The organism is Acidovorax kalamii (genome assembly GCF_002245625.1).
GTDB classification, from domain to species: domain Bacteria; phylum Pseudomonadota; class Gammaproteobacteria; order Burkholderiales; family Burkholderiaceae_C; genus Acidovorax; species Acidovorax kalamii.
The window spans coordinates 214,059-231,101 of sequence record NZ_NOIG01000001.1 but is presented as its reverse complement, the minus strand read 5'-3'; the positions used below and the strand labels follow the sequence as shown (position 1 = coordinate 231,101).

Sequence of the window (17,043 nt, the reverse complement as noted above, 5' to 3'; positions counted from 1 at the left end):
TCATCAAGATCATGCTGAACACGCCTTTCTCCCCCTGGCCCAGCTACACCGAGGAAGAGGCTCGGGCCGTGCAGCAGGTGCTGCTGTCCAACAAGGTCAATTACTGGACCGGCAACGAATGTCGCGAGTTCGAGCGTGAATTCGCCGCCTGGTGCGGGACGCGCCATGCCATCGCGCTGTCCAACGGCACCCTGGCTCTGGATCTGGCGCTCAAGGGTCTCGGGATTGGCCCTGGCGACGAGGTGGTGGTCACGCCGCGCACCTTCATTGCCAGCGTGTCCTGCGTGGTCAACGCGGGCGCGACGCCGGTGTTCGCCGACGTCGATGCCGATAGTGGCAACCTGTCCGCGAGCACCATCGCGCAGGTGCTCACGCCGCGCACCAAGGCCGTGATCTGCGTGCACCTGGCGGGCTGGCCCTGCGACATGGACCCCATCATGGCGTTGGCCGCGCAGCACGGTTTCAAGGTCATCGAGGACTGCGCGCAGGCGCATGGTGCCCTCTACAAGGGCCGCAGCGTGGGGAGTATCGGCCACGTCGGGGCCTGGAGTTTCTGTCAGGACAAGATCATGACCACCGGGGGCGAGGGCGGCATGGTCACCGTGAACGATGAACAACTGTGGCGCGACATGTGGGCCTACAAGGACCACGGCAAGAGCTACGCTGCTGTGTACGAGCGCCAGCACCCGCCGGGTTTCCGTTGGCTGCACGAGAGCTTCGGCACCAACTGGCGCATGCTGGAGATGCAGGCAGCAATCGGCCGGATTCAATTGCACCGGTTGCCTGAATGGACCCGCCAGCGCAACGCTCACGCTGAAGCACTGCGTACGACTCTTTCAGAGTTTTCGGGTACACGAGGACCAATACGGCTTCCTGTTTTCAGTAGCTGTGAGTCTTGTCAAACTCTCCACGCCCCCCCCGCTCCACCCACTTGCGGCTGTTTGCACGCACAGTACAGGTTCTATTTGTATGTGCAGCAGCAGCACCTAGCGCCTGGCTGGAACCGTGATCGCGTAGCAGATGCAATCAACAACGCCGGAGTGCCTTGCTACCACGGCAGCTGTTCTGAGGTCTACCTAGAGAAAGCGTTTGAAGGGACGGGCTGGCGCCCTTCTAAGCCGATGCCCACGGCCAGAGATCTTGGAGAGTCCAGCTTGATGTTTCTGGTCCACCCTACCCTTACTGCGGCAGAAATTGAAAGGACCGCGACCGTCGCAGCCAAAGTGCTTTCTCAGGCCCGTAGCGATAGAAACTAAAATAGAAGGTTTGCTCCACTCGCCCACTGAGCGCGCCATGCCTGACACTTCACCAAACCACCCCGCCCCCCAGGACGACAACCAGCTCATCGCCGAGCGCCGCGAAAAGCTCCGCGCCTTGCGCGAAGTGCAAGCCAATGGCGGTGGCGTGGCCTTCCCCAACAACTTCAAGCCCGCCCACAAGGCGGCCCAGCTGCACCAGGACCACGGCGAGACGGCCAACGAGGCACTGGAAGCCACGCCCGTCACCGTCAGCGTGGCCGGCCGCATGATGCTCAAGCGTGTGATGGGCAAGGCCAGTTTCGCCACGGTGCAGGACGGCTCGCTGGGCGAGGTGGGTGGCCGCATCCAGCTCTACGTCACACGCGATGCGGTGGGCGAAGAGCTGTACGCCGCCTTCAAGCACTGGGACCTGGGCGACATCGTGGGCGCCGAGGGCACCCTCATGAAGACCAAGACGGGCGAGCTGTCGATCAAGGTGACTGGCCTGCGCCTGCTGACCAAGAGCCTTCGCCCTCTGCCCGACAAGTTCCACGGCATGGCCGATCAGGAGCAGAAGTACCGCCAGCGCTATGTGGACCTGATCACCGACGAGCACGCCCGCAAGCGCTTCATGGCCCGCAGCAAGGCCGTGAGCGGCCTGCGCGAATTCATGGTGAGCCACGGCTTTCTCGAAGTCGAGACGCCCATGCTGCACCCCATCCCGGGCGGTGCCAATGCCAAGCCGTTCGTGACGCACCACAACGCGCTGGAGCAGGAGATGTACCTGCGCATCGCACCCGAGCTCTACCTCAAGCGCCTGATCGTGGGCGGTTTCGAGCGCGTGTTCGAAATCAACCGCAGCTACCGCAACGAAGGGATCTCGGTGCGCCACAACCCCGAGTTCACCATGATGGAGTTCTACGCAGCGTACTGGAACTATCTGGACCTGATGGACTTCACCGAGACGCTGATTCGCGAGGTTGCACTCAAGGCCACCGGATCGTTGCAGCTGACCTACCAAGGCCGCGCGGTGGACCTGTCGCAGCCGTTTGCGCGCCTGACCATCCGCGAAGCGATCTTCCAGTACACCGAGGCGGGTGCCCATGTGGACGATGCCGCCTGGCTCATCAGCGCCTTGAAGAAGCTGGGCATGACGGAAGAGAAGGACAAGCTCTCGGCCCGCTCGCTGGCCAGCCTGCAGGTGCTGTACTTCGAGGAAACCGTGGAAGACAAGCTGTGGCTGCCCACCTTCATCATGGAGCACCCGACGGAGATCTCGCCCCTGGCACGCGCCAACGACAACCGCCCCGAGGTGACCGAACGATTCGAGCTGTACATCACCGGCCGCGAGTTCGGCAACGGCTTCAGCGAGCTGAATGACGCCGAAGACCAGGCCGCGCGCTTCCACGCCCAGGTGGCCGCCAAGGACAGCGGCGACGACGAAGCCATGTTCTACGACCACGACTTCGTGCGCGCGCTGGAGTACGGCATGCCCCCCACAGGGGGTTGCGGCATTGGCATTGACCGCCTCATGATGCTGCTGACCGACAGCCCGAGCATCCGCGACGTGATCCTGTTCCCGGCGCTGCGCCGCGAGTCCTGAGCCTGAGCGAAGCCCCGGAGCGATGCACTCCGGGAGCCCGAGACCGCGCCGCTTGACGACGGCGCCCAAGGAGACCCCTGTGCCTTTCAGCTCCAGCAACGCCCCCTACCCCGCCGCCGAGCCCTTGCCCTCGGGCAATGCGTTCTCGGTGCTGGTGGTCGAAGACCAGGGCTCCGTGCGCGCAGCGCTGGTGGCCGAGCTGCGGCGCGCAGGCGTATCCAAGATTTTCGAGGCGCCCGAGGGCCAGGCGGCGCTGCACCTCTTCAAGACCCACCGCCCGGACCTGGTGCTGCTCGACATCAAGCTGCCCGGCCAGGACGGCTACTGGGTGGCCCAGCAGATGCGCGAGAGCGAGGCGGGCGACTGGACACCCATCATCTTCCTGTCGGGCCTGGACAACGAGCTGGACGTGTGGCGTGGCATTGAGGTGGGGGGCGACGACTACCTCGTCAAACCCGTCAAGCCCATCGTGCTCATGGCCAAGCTGCGCGCCATGCGACGACTGCTGGACATGCGCCGCCGGCTGGTGCTGATGTCGGCCGAATTGCATGCCGCCAACCAGCGGCTCAACGAGATGGTGGAGATCGATGCGCTCACCGGCCTGGTCAACCGCCGGGGCTTCGACCGCATCCTGCACAACGAGATCCTGGCCGCACGGCGGGATGGCACGCCGCTCACGCTGATGCTGTGCGACCTGGACCATTTCAAGCTCTTCAACGACACCAGCGGCCATGTGCAGGGCGACGCCTGCCTGAAGGAGGTAGGCCGCCTGCTGCGCGAAGTGTGTGTGCGCCCCCGGGATGTGGCCTCGCGGTACGGCGGCGAAGAATTCGCCCTCATCCTGCCCAACACGCCCCGCTCGGGGGCCATGACCTTCGCGCGGGCCCTGGGGCAGCTGCTCAAGGTGCGTGCCATCGCGCATGCCAATTCGCCCCTGGGCGACATCCTTACGCTGTCCGGCGGCATCACCACCTGCGTGCCCGACGACAGCACCAATGCCGAAAGCATGATCATGCGCGCCGACCAGGCCCTGTACGCGGCCAAGGCCCAGGGCCGCAACCGTTTCTTCAGTTTTGAAATGCAGATGGACACCGTGGAGCAACTGCGCAATTGAGTTTCTTTTCCGCCTTCTCGTTTGATGCCACCGAGCGCAGCGCGCGCACCGTGGCCTCCCGCATGCAGCTGCTGAAAACCCGCCTGCCCGACTGGGTGCAGGACTGGCTGGAGGTCATCATCCCCGGCACGCAGATCCTGCTCATCCTCTTTGTGGCCTGGCTGCTGCAGCGCGTGCTGCGCCGCATCGTGCGCCGCGCCAGCAGCCACTACCAGGTGCCGGACGAGCTGGTCGTGCCCCTCAACGGGCTGATCCGCTGGATCATCGTGGCCAGTGCGCTGCTGCTGGTGCTGGAGCGCATGGGCGTCTCCGCCACCGTGCTCTGGACGGCGTTCACCGGTTTTGCCACGGTGGGTGCGGTGGCGTTTTTTGCCGCCTGGAGCGTGTTGTCCAACCTGTTCTGCGCTCTGCTGATCTTCACGGTGCGGCCATTCCGCATCGGCGACTACATCGAGGTGCTGGACACCGCAGAGAAACCCGGCGCCAAGGGGCGCGTGGTGGACATCAACCTGCTCTACACCACGCTGGAAGACCATGGCGCCACGGCCGAGCATGTGGCCTGGCTGCAGATCCCGAATTCGCTGGTATTCCAGCGGGTGGTGCGGCGCTTTCAGGGCGTGCCACCTGTTCCGGCTGCAGTGCCGCAGCCTCCCGCAGCGCCCGAACAGGCTACAGAGGCGCCAACCCCACCGGCGCCAACAACAGCCGCCGCAGCCCCCACAACGGCGGGCGCCGGTTCCGCAAACGGCTCTCAGGGCTGACCAGCCGGAAGCGACTGGCAGGCCCCACGCAGCCAGGCCAGAACTGCGGCAAAGGCTGCCCGATCCCCCTCCCCCGTCGGCGCCATGAGCAGGTAGCGGGAACCATCAGCCACAAAACCGCGCGGCGCACACAACACACCGGTGGCCAGGTCGTCAGCCACCAGGGCCACCGGGCCGATGGCGATGCCCGCACCGGCGACCGCCGCCTGCAGGCTTTGGTAGAAGTGCTCAAACCGCACATCCCGCTGGGCCTGCAGCCGCGTGTGGGTCAACCCGGCCCAACCCTCCCAGGCACCGGGGCGGGTGGCCGTGTGCAGCAGCACGGCCTGCAACACCTCATCCCGCTGCGCGCAGGCCGCCGCCAGATCGGGTCGACACACAGGGCCGATGCGCTCGTCCAGAAACGGCTCGGCCACTACATCGGGCGCCAAGGGAAAGTCGCTGCGGCGAATCGCCAGGTCGATGCCATCGCGGCTGAAAAACACCGGCCCACCGGCCGATACCAACCGCAGCTCCCGCTCCGGCCCCACCGCCGCCTGCAGCAGCGCCAGGCGGGGAATCAACCAGCGGATGAGAAAGGTGGGCTCGCACGACAGCACCAGCGGCCTGCCCACGCCCTCGGCCCGGCGCGCACGCTCCATGGCGGCATGCAAACGGCCCAGTGCCGCCCCCACATCGTCGGCCAGCACCCGTGCGGTAGGAGTGGGCACCACCGCCCGGTTGCCGCGCTGAAACAGCGCAAAGCCCAGGGCCCCCTCCATGTCACGCACGGCACGGCTCACAGCGCCATCCGTCAGATGCAGCTCTCGCGCCGCGCGCGAGACGCTGCCATGGCGCACGGTGGCTTCAAACGCACGCAGGGCCGAGAGGTGGGGAAGCCTGGAAATCGTATCCATCACATCGCTCTTCAATTGACTTTCACTCAATAAAACCTTGAGTCGAAATCGATTTTTTTATTTTCTTCAAAAAAGCATAGTACCCAGAATTCATTGAGCAAGAAGAAACCTTCATGATCGCCATCCTGGCCGACGACCTGACCAGTGCCCTCGACGGTGCGGCGCCCTTTGCCGCCTGCGGGCGGTCTGCACGTGTGCTGCTGCATCCCAACGCGCTGGCAGGGCCGCACAGCTCTGACGTGCTGGCGATCGACCTCGACACCCGGTTTGTGTCCCCGCTGCGCGCGCAGGCGCGGTTCCGTCACGCCGCACAAGCACTGCGACACGCGCCCGTGCTGCTCAAGACCATTGACTCCACCCTGCGCGGCCACCTGGGCGCCGAGACCTGCGGTGCCCTGGATGGGGCGGGCCGGCAGCAGGCGCTGGTGGCTCCGGCCTTCCCGGCGGCCGGGCGCACCACACAACAAGGACGCCAATGGCTGCACGGCATGCCGCTGGAGCAGACCGTGTTTGCCAGCGACCAGCGCACGCCCATCACATCCAGCGTGGTGATGGCCCGCATGGGGGGACCACGCGGCGTGCCCGCGCAGCGACTGCGCATCCACGACGCCACCACCGATGCCGACCTGGATGCCGTCGTCGCCACCACCGGCCTACGCCGGCCAGACCTGCTCTGGGTGGGGTCGCCAGGGCTGGCCAGTGCACTCGCCCGCGCCCACGGGGCGCCCCCATGCCCAGCGCCCCCCGCACGCCACACCAGCCCACCGCACCTGGGGCGGCCCCGGTGCACCCTGGTGGTGGTGGGCAGCCTGCACCCCGCCAACGGCGGGCAGGTGGGGGAACTGCAGCGCGCAGGCATCCCTGTGGTGCGCCTCCCGCCCCCACCGGGCGAGCCTGGCCTGGCCATGGCCGCGCTCCAGGCCCTGCAGAACGTCTTGACCCAGGCCCTGGCCACACACCCAGTTGTGTGCCTGACCAGCGCCACGCCGCCCGGACACACCCCGCCGCCCGCCCCCGGGTTCTCAGCCCAGCCTGCACAGCAGCTCGCGTGGCTGGCCGGGCAATGCGCAGCGCAGTGGGACGGGCTGGTGGCCACCGGTGGCGACACGGCCCGGCGCGTGATCGAGGTGTTGCAGGCGACCCACCTCGACCTGCTGGGCGAAGTGGCGCCCGGCGTGCCCTACGGCGCGCTGCAGCTGCCCACACGAACACTGGCTTTTGCCACCAAGGCCGGGGGCTTTGGCCAGCCAGACACCTTGCGCCGCTGCATTGAGCAATTGCACACCCTGCCAACCACGGAGATTCCAAGCCCATGACCCACCCCTCCCTTCCCCCACCGCTACCCGACCACAACAGCCTTCCCTTCGCCATCACCATGGGCGACCCGGCGGGCATCGGCCCGGAGATCATCGCCAAGCTGGCGCAAGACACCCGCCGCCCTGACCTGCCCTATGTGGTGATTGGCGACGCCGGTGCATTGCAGCGGGCGGTCGATGCCATCGGAGGATCCTGCCCGATCATGCCCATCGGGGAGAACTTTGACGGGCTCACGCAAGCGCTGGCCCAGGGGGCCATCCCCGTTCTGCCCACCGGGGCGCCCCTGCCCCAGGACCTTGTCCCCGGTCAGGTGGATGCGCGTGCGGGGGCTGCCGCCCACGCCTATGTGCAGCGGGCCATCGACCTGGCGCTGGCAGGGCGTGTGCGTGGCATCGTGACCGCCCCCATCCACAAGCTCGCGCTGCGCGCCGCAGGCATCACCCACCCCGGGCACACCGAGATCCTGGCGGCCCGCACCGGCACCCGCGACTTCGCGATGATGCTCGCCAACCCGGAACTGCGGGTGGTGCTGGTCTCCATCCACGTGGCGCTGAGCGAAGCCATTGCCGCCGTGACCCCCGACAACGAGTTGCGCGCGATCCGACTCGCCCACGCCGCCTGCCGGGGCTTGGGGCTGACCCACCCGCGCGTGGCGGTGGCCGGGCTCAACCCCCATGCGGGAGAGAACGGGCTGTTTGGCGACCAGGACCAGCAGGTGATTGCGCCCGCCGTTGCCGCGGCACGCGCCGAGGGCATTGACGCCTCCGGCCCCTGGCCCGGGGACACGGTGTTCATGCGCGCCCGCCAGGGCGACTTCGATGTGGTGGTGGCGCAGTACCACGACCAGGGCCTGATCCCGGTGAAGTACCTGGGCGTGGAGCAAGGGGTGAACATCACCCTGGGCCTGCCTTTCATACGGACCTCGGTGGACCACGGCACGGCCTTCGACATTGCAGGAACCGGCCGGGCCAGTGCCAGCAGCCTGGTGCAGGCGCTGCAGTACGCAGCCGCCATGGGCGCCACGACCCGCACAGCCACCACGATCAGCGCACCGGCGCCCATGCCGGTGCTGCATCGCCGCGCTCCAGCCACCGTCCGGCGCCCATGCCCCGACTTCATCTTCATGCTGACCCGCCAGGACCGCACCGTCGCCAACGCCATGGACCTCTTGCCCGAGGTGCTGGACGCTGGCGTGCAGCACATCGGCTTCAAGGACGTGGGCCTGCCACTGCCCGGCCTGCAGCAGCTGGCCGACGCCATCCGCGCCGCCGGGGCCGTGAGCTACCTGGAGGTGGTGAGCCTGGACGAGGCCAGCGAAACCGCCTCAGCACAGGCCGCTGTAGCACTGGGGGTGGATGTGCTCATGGGCGGCACGCGGCCCGAGGCCGTCTTGCCCCTGCTGCGGGGCACGCCCATCCGCTACTACCCGTTCCCCGGCGCGGTGACCGGCCACCCCAGCGTGCTGGGCGGCTCCATCGACGACATCGTGGCCAGCGCAAGACGCATGGCAGCCCTGGAGGGCGTACATGGGCTGGACCTGCTGGCCTATCGGTTTACAGGTGACGTGCCAGCACTGATCCACCGCGTGGTTGCGGCGGTGGACAAGCCGGTGGTGATCGCGGGCTCTATTGACCGGGCTGAACGGATTGAGGCTGCCGTCGCAGGCCGCGCCGCCGGACTGACGGTGGGGACCGCAGCGCTGGACGGCGTGTTTCCAGCCCCGGCCCCCGGGCTGGCAGCGCAATTGCGCTGCATCCGGGGCCTGCTGGACGCTGCGGGGAAGGAGCCGCAGTGCAGCGGGGCGCGCTGACGGCAGTGAAAAACTGACAACTAGCAACCGAGGCTTGCGGCTGGCGCGCACATGGTGCGGGCCGCAATCCACGCGCAACGCCCGCAGCCGTGAACAGCCCCCTCAGGGCAGCAGATCCAGCGCCTGCAGGTAGGCCGGCTGGTACATCAGCTCGTCCCAGGGCTGGGGCAGGGTTTCGGGCAGCAGCGCCAGGCGGCGCGATTCGCTGTCCACGCTGGGCTGCCAGCGGCCCTGCTGCCCGGCCTTTTCCAGGCCATCGATGAGTTCGTCCACGGCCTGGCCGTCGCCCAGGCTCTGGTTGCACAGCAGCACCAGGTCGCAGCCCGCCTGCAGCGCCGCAATCCCGGCGTCGGTGTAGCTGACCACCTGGCCATCGAGGCGGCGCGCGCCTTCCATGCTCAGGTCGTCGCTGAAGATGGCGCCATCAAAACGCATCTGGCGGCGCAGGATGTCCTGCAGCCAGCGTTGCGAGAAGCCGGCGGGGCGGCTGTCCACCTTGGGGTAGATCACGTGGGCGGGCATCACGCTGGTGAGCGTGCTGCTGAGCCAGGGGTACGGCGCCGCGTCGTCGGCCAGGATGGCCTTGAGGCTGCGCTTGTCCACGGGTACTTCGGTGTGCGAGTCGGCTTTGACAAAACCATGGCCGGGAAAGTGCTTGCCGCAGTTGGCCATGCCGGCCTGCAGCAGGCCGTGCATGAGGCTCTTGGCCAGCAGCGCCACCACACGCGGGTCGCGGTGAAAGGAGCGGTCGCCAATCACACCGCTTTCGCCCCAGTCCAGGTCGAGCACGGGCGTGAAGCTGAAATCGACACCACAGGCGCGCAGTTCGGCCCCTAGCACGTAGCCCGCCGCCGTGGCCGCATTGGTGGCGCGCAGCGCGCCGCTGCCGGGCACCGCCTTGGCACCGGGGCCGTCATCCATCCACATCTCGCCCAAAGCGCGCATGGACGGCAGGTGGGTGAAACCGTCGGTGCGAAAGCGCTGCACGCGGCCGCCTTCGTGGTCCACGCAGATGAGCAGGTCGTCGCGCACGGCCTTGATGCTGCTGGTGAGCTGCAGCAGCTGTGCGCGGTTGTCCCAGTTGCGGGCAAACAGGATCACGCCGCCGGTCAGCGGGTGGGCCAGGCGGCGGCGGTCCACGTCGGTGAGTGTGGTGCCCGCCACGTCGAGGATCAGGGGTGCGTGTTCAGTCATCAGGGTCCGTCAGAATTTACTATCAAAAATATAGCTATCAAGGCATAGCAGTCGAGCGGCAGAGGCCTATTTTCTTTAAATTTTCTCGACCACGCAGAAGCTGGCGGCGTAGTCGGTCTCGTCGGTCACGCTCAGGTGCGCCTTCAGCCCCCGGGCCTCGAACCATTCCTTGAGCGCACCGTGCAGCACGATCACCGGCTGGCCGGTGGGCAGCTTGACCACCTCGCAATGGCGCCAGGTCATGGGCATGCGCATGCCCAGGCCAATGGCCTTGCTGAACGCCTCCTTGGCCGAAAAGCGCGTGGCCAGGTAGCGCAGGCCCCGGTCGGGCCAGCGGCCACTCCGCTCACGCCAGGTGGCCAGCTCGCCGTCGGCCAACACCTTCTGGGCAAAACGTTCGCCGTGGCGCTCCAGGCTGGCGGCGATGCGGCGCACGTCGCAGATGTCGGTGCCAATGCCGTAGATCATGAGAATTTTTGAATAAAAATGGCTGCTACCGCTCTTCCATCATGCCTTGGCAGCTATCAAATCAGGAGTTTTTGGCCGAACCTGCAAACCCCGCCTGGATACACGCCAGATAGGACTGGACCGTGGCGGTGTAGCCCAGCTCCAGCGCGTCGGCAATGAGGGCATGGCCAATCGACACCTCCAGCACGCCGGGCACCTCGCGCACAAAGGCGGCCAGGTTGTCGCGGTTGAGGTCATGGCCTGCGTTCACGCCCAGGCCTGCATCCAGCGCGGCCTGCGCGGCGGCGGCGTAGCGCTTCAGTTCCACCGCATGCTGCGGCGTGCCCCAGGCGGCGGCGTAGGGTTCGGTGTACAGCTCCACCCGGTCGGCGCCCACGGCCCGGGCGGCAGCCATCTGCTCGGGCACCGGGTCCATGAACAGGCTCACGCGCACACCCAAGGCCTTGCATTCCGCGATCAGCGGCGTGAGGCGCTCGGCATCTTGCGGAAAGCTCCAGCCGTGGTCGCTGGTGAACTGGTCTTCGCTGTCGGGCACAAAGGTGGCCTGGTGGGGCCGCACCTGGCGAATGAAGTCCATCAGGTTCTGCGACGGATTGCCTTCGATGTTGTACTCGCGGTCCGGCCAGGCCTTCATCAGCGCGGCCAGCTCGAACACGTCATGGCTGCGGATATGGCGCTCGTCGGGCCGGGGGTGCACGGTGATGCCCTGGGCACCCGCCTGCAGGCACAGTTCGGCCGCACGGGTGACGCTGGGGATGCCCAGGTGGCGCGTGTTGCGCAGCAGCGCGACTTTGTTGACGTTGACCGAGAGGGCGGTGGTCGGGTGCGAAGCGTTGGATGGCTGGTTCATAGGGCCTGCAGGTCGATCATGAGCTGGCGGGTGCGCAGCATGGGGCTGCCGCAATGGTATTGCAGCACGGTGCGCAGCTGGGGCTTGAGTTCCGCCGCGACGGGGGCACAGGCGCGCAGCGTGGCGGTGTAGCTGGCAGCGTCATCGTCCAGCGCGCGCTGCAGGGCGATCCACTGGCGCCCTGGCAGCGCCGCGCGGTCGGCGGCAGAGGCCATCCGCAAACCGCCTTCGGCCACCAGCGTGTAGCGGGCGTCGGCCTTCAGCGGCTCCAGCGTCATGGTCTGCACATCCAGGCTGGGCAGGAGGCCGATCTCGCGCAACAGCAGCAATTCAAAGCTGCGCAGCACGGGCTCCAGCGCGTCGCCATGCTCACTGGCCAGCACCCGCACCACACCGGCGTAGGCATCGAACAGTGCGGTGTGCGCATCGGCCCGCGCCAGCAGGCGCAGCAGCAGTTCGTTGAGGTACAGGCCCGAGAGCAGCGCATCACCCGTGGGCATCACATGGCCGCCCACCCACTCGGCGCCCTTGAGGGTGTGGATGTCGGCCGTGCCGTCGCCCGCCAGGGTGTAGGTGAGCAGCAGCGGCTGCAGCGGCAGCAGCACGGGGCGGAAGTTGGAGCTGGGCTTCTTCGCGCCCTTGGCCACCAGGGCCACACGCCCCTGGCGGCGGCAGAAGACTTCCAGGATCAGGCTGGACTCGCTCCAGTCGTAGCTGTGCAGCACGAAGGCGGGCTCATCGGCAATGCGCTTGGCGGCAGCCACGGTGCTGATTGGGAAGTGGTGCGAGAGGGGTCAGAAAAAACCGGCTACCGCGTCGGGTGACCAGCAGATCATCCGGGCGGGGCTCATTCGTAGCCGAAGGAGCGCACACGCGCTTCGTCGTCGGCCCAGCCAGAGCGCACCTTGACCCAGAGTTCGAGGAACACCTTGGCATCCATGAGTTTTTCCAGCTCCTGGCGGGCCTCGGTGCCAATGCGCTTGAGGCGCTCGCCCTTGTCGCCAATGACCATCATCTTGTGGTTGTCGCGCTCGACCACGATGGTGGCGGCAATTTTGACCAGGCGCTTGTGCTGCTTGCTCTTTTCCTCGTCGAACTTGTCGATGACCACGGTCGAGGTGTAGGGCAGCTCATCGCCCGTGAAGCGGAAGAGCTTCTCGCGCACGGTTTCGGAGGCCAGGAACTTCTCGCTGCGGTCGGTCAGCTCGTCCTCGGCATACCACCAACCCTGCTCGGGCAGGTATTTTTCGCAGATGCCGAAGAGGCGTTCGATGTCGCCCTTGTTCTTGGCCGACATGGGCACAAACTCGGCAAACGGGTGGCGCTCCTGCATGCTCTTGAGCCAGGGCGCGATCTCGGCACGGCGGTGCACCATGTCGAGCTTGTTGGCCACGAGCAGCGTGGGGATGCCAGGCTTGAACAGGGACAGCACCTTGGCATCGGCCAGCGTGAAGTTGCCGGCCTCGACCACAAAGAGGATCAGGTCCACATCGCCGATCGCGCCCATCACGGTCTTGTTGAGCGACTTGTTGAGCGCGGTGGCGTGGCGGGTCTGGAAACCCGGCGTGTCCACAAAGATGAACTGCGTCTGCTCCCGCGTGCGGATGCCCGTAATGCGGTGGCGCGTGGTCTGCGCCTTGCGCGAGGTGATGCTGATCTTCTGCCCCACCAGGGCGTTGAGCAGCGTGGACTTGCCCACGTTGGGCTTGCCCACAATGGCGATCACGCCGCAGCGCTGGCCGGGCACAGCCGCAGGCACCGCAGCGGCGGCCAGCATGGCCTCCAGATCGTTTTGCACGGGGGCGCTTTCTGCACCCTCGTCACCAGCTACATTTTTAGTAGCATCATTCATAAATTCTTTGCTTTCAATGTGGCCAGCATGGCGGCAGCTGCCGCCTGCTCGCCGGCCCGGCGCGAGCCACCGATGCCACGTTCGGTCAGGCCCAGTTCGGGAATATCGCACTCGACGTCAAAGGTCTGACGGTGGGCCGCGCCCACGGTCGCCACCACCCGGTACTGCGGCAGCTTCATTTTGCGGCCCTGGAGCCACTCCTGCAACGCGGTTTTGGCATCCTTGGACGCGGCCTGCATCTGAGGGTTGATTTCCACCCCTTCGAAAAGGCGGTGCACCAGTGCCTCGGCCTGGACATACCCCGCATCGAGGTACACGGCGCCAATCAGGGCTTCCAGGGCATCGGCAAGGATGGAGGGGCGTTGCTGCCCGCCCGACTTGGCCTCGCCCTCACCCAGGCGCAGCACCTCGGAGACCTTCAAGCGCAGGGCCAACTGGTGCAAGGTATCCTGCTTGACGAGGTTGGCACGCACTCGGGACAGATCGCCCTCGGGCAGCGCAGACAGCCGCTGGTACAGCAGGCTGGCAACCGCTAGGTTCAGGACGGAGTCGCCCAGAAATTCGAGCCGCTCGTTGTGGTCCGCAGAAAAGCTGCGGTGCGTGGCGGCACGCTGGAGCAGCGAAGGATCAGAAAAGACATGCTGCAGGCGAGCCTGCAGCGCTACAAGACCGGGCTGCACCTAGTTGGTCTGCGCTTCAAAGCGGTAGACCAGATAGGCCGGCCCCGCCAGAGGGATCTCACGGGCGTATTTGAACGACACCACGACCTTGTCGCCGCGCTTGGTGACTTCCAGATCCTTGCCCTGGATGGAGCGGATGTCGTCGATGGCTGCAGCGCGGTCAAAGGCAGCCCGCACGCCGGGCACAGTGCTCTCGACCTTGGCCTTTTCAATGGCCTTCTTCGCGGACGTGTACTCCAGGAAGATCGGCACTGACTGCCCCCCGATGGCAAACACAGCCACTGCGATCAAGCCGATAAAGATCAGGCCAAAAAAAGACAGGCCACGCTGGCGCGAACGGCTTGCGGTGCGACTCTTGTTCATAAATAACCCCCTCACTATGTGGTGTGCGGCAACTGCGCGTCAGTGGAACGAACCAATGCGCTTGAGGTTACCGAAATTCATCCAGACAAAAAAGGCCTTGCCCACGATGTTGCCCTCTGGCACGAAACCCCAGTAGCGGGAGTCCAGCGAGTTGTCGCGGTTGTCGCCCATCATGAAATAGTGGCCCTCGGGGACCTTGCATGCGACGCCTTCGACACTGTAGCGGCAGTTTTCGCGGTAAGCAAAATTGCTGGCGCCTTGCACAAACGCTGGCACATCGGGGTTGTTCAACAAACGGTGGGGCTTGTCACCCAGTGTTTCCTCGAACTGCTTGAAGTAGCGCATCGCATCTTCTTCAAAGAAATCGGGGAGTGCTTTCGTATCGACAGCCTTGCCATTGATCGTGAGGCGCTTGTTGATATAGGCCACTTCGTCCCCGGGCACGCCCACCACCCGCTTGATGTAGTCCATGCTGGGCTGTGGCGGATAACGGAACACCAGCACATCGCCACGCTCCGGCTTGTTGCCCTCCGTGATCTTGGTGTTGATGACCGGCAGGCGCAGTCCATAGGTGAATTTGTTCACCAGGATCAGATCGCCCACCAGCAGGGTCGGAATCATGGAGCCCGACGGAATCTTGAAAGGCTCGAATAAAAACGAGCGCAGGAAGAACACCGCCACGATCACGGGGAAAAGCCCGGCGGTCCAGTCCAGCCACCAAGGCTGCATGAGAATCTGGCCTTTGGCCTCCTGCACATCCACATCCACCTTCTGGATGCCCATGCGGTCCAGTTCGGCGCGGCGTGCCACGGCGGCGTCTTCTATCGCTTGCGCTGCGCGGCGGCGGCTTGGCAAAAAGTAAAACCGCTCCGCCAGCCAGTAGGCCCCGGTAACCACCGTGGCCAGGAACAGCAGCAATGCAAAGTTGCCCTCGATGGCGCCAAAGTACCAGGCACCGATATAGCCGGCAAAACCGGCCAGCACCAAAGACGTGAGAATTTGCATGAACTGCATCAATCTTCCACCTGCAAAATGGCCAGAAATGCTTCTTGCGGCACCTCGACCGAACCGATCTGCTTCATCCGCTTCTTGCCCGCCTTCTGCTTTTCGAGCAGCTTGCGCTTGCGGGTGATGTCACCGCCATAGCACTTGGCCAGCACGTTCTTGCGCAGGGCCTTGATGGTTTCGCGCGCGATGATGTTGGCACCAATGGCCGCCTGGATGGCCACGTCGAACATCTGGCGGCTGATGATCTCGCGCATCTTGGCCGCCACGGCACGGCCCCGGTAGGCCGACTGGCTGCGGTGCACGATGATGGACAGGGCATCGACCTTCTCGCCGTTGAGCAGGATGTCCACCTTCACCACATCGGATGCGCGGTACTCCTTGAACTCATAGTCCATCGACGCGTAGCCACGCGACACCGACTTGAGCTTGTCGAAGAAGTCGAGCACGATCTCACCCAGCGGAAGCTCATAGGTGAGCATCACCTGCCGACCGTGGTAAGCCATGTTGATCTGCACACCCCGCTTCTGGTTGGCCAGCGTCATCACCGGGCCCACATAGTCCTGCGGCATGTACAGGTGGACCGTGACGATGGGCTCGCGGATCTCCTGGATCTTGCCCTGGTCGGGCATCTTCGAGGGGTTCTCGACCATGATGACTTCGCCGTCGCCCTTGACCACTTCGTACACCACACTGGGCGCGGTGGTGATCAGGTCCTGGTCGAACTCGCGCTCCAGGCGCTCCTGCACAATCTCCATGTGCAAGAGGCCCAGGAAGCCGCAACGGAAGCCGAAGCCCAGCGCCTGTGACACCTCGGGCTCGAAGTGCAGCGAGGCATCGTTGAGCTGGAGCTTCTCCAGCGCGTCGCGCAACTGGTCGTACTCGCTGGCTTCCGTGGGGTAGAGCCCCGCGAACACTTGCGGCTGGATTTCCTTGAAGCCCGGCAGCGCCTGCTCGGCTGGCCCCATGTTGTTGGGCAGCTTCTTTTCCAGCGTGATGGTGTCACCTACCTTCGCGGCCTTGAGCTCCTTGATGCCCGCGATGATGTAGCCCACCTCCCCTGCGTGCAATGCATCGCGAGATTCATTGGCAGGCGTGAAGACACCAAGGTTATCGGCGTTGTATGCGGCTCCCGATGCCATCATCTTGAAGCGCTCGCCCTTGAGCAGACGGCCATCGACCACACGCACCAACATCACCACGCCCACGTAGGGATCGAACCAGCTGTCGATGATCATCGCGCGCAACGGCGCCTCGGGATTGCCCCGGGGCGCGGGCACCTTGGCAACGATCAGTTCAAGGATCTCGTCGATGCCCATGCCGGTCTTGGCGGAACACGGGATCGCATCCGTCGCATCGATGCCGATCACATCCTCGATCTCGGCCTTGGCAGTCTCGGGATCGGCCTGCGGCAGGTCCATCTTGTTCAGCACCGGCAACACTTCGACGCCCAGGTCCAGCGCGGTATAGCAGTTGGCCACGGTCTGTGCTTCCACGCCCTGCGATGCATCGACGACGAGCAGTGCGCCCTCACATGCAGAGAGCGAACGAGAGACCTCGTAGGAGAAGTCCACATGGCCCGGTGTGTCGATCAGATTGAGGTTGTAGACCTGTCCATCACGCGCCTTGTATTGCAGCGCGGCGGTCTGCGCCTTGATGGTTATCCCACGCTCTTTTTCGATGTCCATCGAGTCCAGGACCTGGGCCTCCATCTCGCGTTCCGCAAGCCCTCCACACCGCTGGATCAAGCGGTCGGCCAGCGTCGACTTGCCATGGTCGATGTGCGCAATGATGGAAAAATTTCTGATGTGATTCATCAACGGAAAGCGTCAAGTGATTGAATTAAAACGGCGCCCACAAGAAAAAAGGGCGCGTCGAGTGGCGACGCGCCC

At 65.4% G+C, this 17,043-nt stretch carries 16 protein-coding genes; 6 read left to right on the top strand and 10 right to left on the bottom strand.

All coding sequences use genetic code 11. The features are described from left to right. Nucleotides 1-11 precede the first annotated feature (11 nt). The 4 genes from CBY09_RS01015 (at nucleotide 12) to CBY09_RS01000 (ending at nucleotide 4,716) form a co-directional block, all read left to right on the top strand. Complete coding sequence (locus CBY09_RS01015) at nucleotides 12-1,256, top strand: DegT/DnrJ/EryC1/StrS family aminotransferase (protein WP_094285503.1); 1,245 nt, start codon at nucleotides 12-14, stop codon at nucleotides 1,254-1,256. A gap of 37 nt (nucleotides 1,257-1,293) precedes the next feature. Next, a complete protein-coding gene (lysS, locus tag CBY09_RS01010; protein ID WP_094285502.1) occupies nucleotides 1,294-2,841 on the top strand; it encodes a lysine--tRNA ligase in 1,548 nt (515 codons plus the stop codon). Nucleotides 2,842-2,920: 79 nt separating this feature from the next. Beyond that, a complete protein-coding gene (locus tag CBY09_RS01005; RefSeq protein WP_094285896.1) occupies nucleotides 2,921-3,955 on the top strand; it encodes a GGDEF domain-containing response regulator in 1,035 nt (344 codons plus the stop codon). A gap of 62 nt (nucleotides 3,956-4,017) precedes the next feature. Next, the gene (locus CBY09_RS01000) at nucleotides 4,018-4,716 is read left to right on the top strand and encodes a mechanosensitive ion channel family protein (RefSeq protein ID WP_240515545.1); all 699 of its coding nucleotides are present in this window, start codon (nucleotides 4,018-4,020) and stop codon (nucleotides 4,714-4,716) included. Here CBY09_RS01000 and CBY09_RS00995 read toward each other — a convergent pair. Next, nucleotides 4,707-5,612 (bottom strand): LysR family transcriptional regulator, encoded by a 906-nt coding sequence (locus CBY09_RS00995; RefSeq protein ID WP_094285894.1) that lies wholly within the window; start codon nucleotides 5,610-5,612, stop codon nucleotides 4,707-4,709. The two genes, CBY09_RS01000 and CBY09_RS00995, sit on opposite strands and share 10 nt — an antisense overlap. Before the next feature lie 113 nt (nucleotides 5,613-5,725). Between CBY09_RS00995 and CBY09_RS00990 the strand changes: the two genes are divergently transcribed. Next, on the top strand, nucleotides 5,726-6,928 hold the full coding sequence (locus CBY09_RS00990; RefSeq protein WP_094285501.1) for a four-carbon acid sugar kinase family protein: 1,203 nt from the start codon (nucleotides 5,726-5,728) through the stop codon (nucleotides 6,926-6,928). Continuing rightward, nucleotides 6,925-8,739 carry a 4-hydroxythreonine-4-phosphate dehydrogenase PdxA gene (gene pdxA, locus CBY09_RS00985; RefSeq protein WP_240515527.1) on the top strand — a complete coding sequence of 605 codons (1,815 nt, stop codon included), beginning with the start codon at nucleotides 6,925-6,927 and terminating at the stop codon, nucleotides 8,737-8,739. Before CBY09_RS00990 ends, pdxA begins: the two co-directional genes overlap by 4 nt. 102 nt (nucleotides 8,740-8,841) lie before the next feature. Here the strand turns inward: pdxA and nagZ are convergent, their stop codons facing one another. The 9 genes from nagZ to lepA all read right to left on the bottom strand — a co-directional run bounded on the left by nagZ (nucleotide 8,842) and on the right by lepA (nucleotide 16,968). Further along, nucleotides 8,842-9,933, bottom strand: a complete 1,092-nt coding sequence (gene nagZ / locus CBY09_RS00980; RefSeq protein ID WP_094285499.1) for a beta-N-acetylhexosaminidase — start codon at nucleotides 9,931-9,933, stop codon at nucleotides 8,842-8,844. A 75-nt stretch (nucleotides 9,934-10,008) separates the two neighbouring features. Further along, the gene (acpS, locus tag CBY09_RS00975) at nucleotides 10,009-10,401 is read right to left on the bottom strand and encodes a holo-ACP synthase (protein ID WP_094285498.1); all 393 of its coding nucleotides are present in this window, start codon (nucleotides 10,399-10,401) and stop codon (nucleotides 10,009-10,011) included. Nucleotides 10,402-10,462: 61 nt separating this feature from the next. Further along, on the bottom strand, nucleotides 10,463-11,251 hold the full coding sequence (locus tag CBY09_RS00970) for a pyridoxine 5'-phosphate synthase (RefSeq protein WP_094285497.1): 789 nt from the start codon (nucleotides 11,249-11,251) through the stop codon (nucleotides 10,463-10,465). After that, nucleotides 11,248-12,015, bottom strand: coding sequence for a DNA repair protein RecO (gene recO / locus CBY09_RS00965; RefSeq protein WP_094285496.1), 768 nt, complete (start codon nucleotides 12,013-12,015; stop codon nucleotides 11,248-11,250). The genes CBY09_RS00970 and recO overlap by 4 nt, the downstream gene beginning before the upstream one ends. 83 nt (nucleotides 12,016-12,098) lie before the next feature. Then, nucleotides 12,099-13,103, bottom strand: a complete 1,005-nt coding sequence (era, locus tag CBY09_RS00960) for a GTPase Era (RefSeq protein WP_094285495.1) — start codon at nucleotides 13,101-13,103, stop codon at nucleotides 12,099-12,101. Next, a complete protein-coding gene (gene rnc / locus CBY09_RS00955) occupies nucleotides 13,100-13,783 on the bottom strand; it encodes a ribonuclease III (protein WP_094285494.1) in 684 nt (227 codons plus the stop codon). Before rnc ends, era begins: the two co-directional genes overlap by 4 nt. Continuing rightward, the gene (locus CBY09_RS00950) at nucleotides 13,784-14,146 is read right to left on the bottom strand and encodes a DUF4845 domain-containing protein (protein ID WP_094285493.1); all 363 of its coding nucleotides are present in this window, start codon (nucleotides 14,144-14,146) and stop codon (nucleotides 13,784-13,786) included. A 39-nt stretch (nucleotides 14,147-14,185) separates the two neighbouring features. Beyond that, entirely contained in the window at nucleotides 14,186-15,160 is a 975-nt protein-coding gene (lepB, locus tag CBY09_RS00945; protein WP_094285492.1) for a signal peptidase I, read from the bottom strand. Then, nucleotides 15,160-16,968: a translation elongation factor 4 gene (lepA, locus tag CBY09_RS00940; RefSeq protein WP_094285491.1), complete on the bottom strand. Its 1,809-nt coding sequence runs from the start codon at nucleotides 16,966-16,968 to the stop codon at nucleotides 15,160-15,162. The genes lepB and lepA overlap by 1 nt, the downstream gene beginning before the upstream one ends. Nucleotides 16,969-17,043 lie beyond the last annotated feature (75 nt).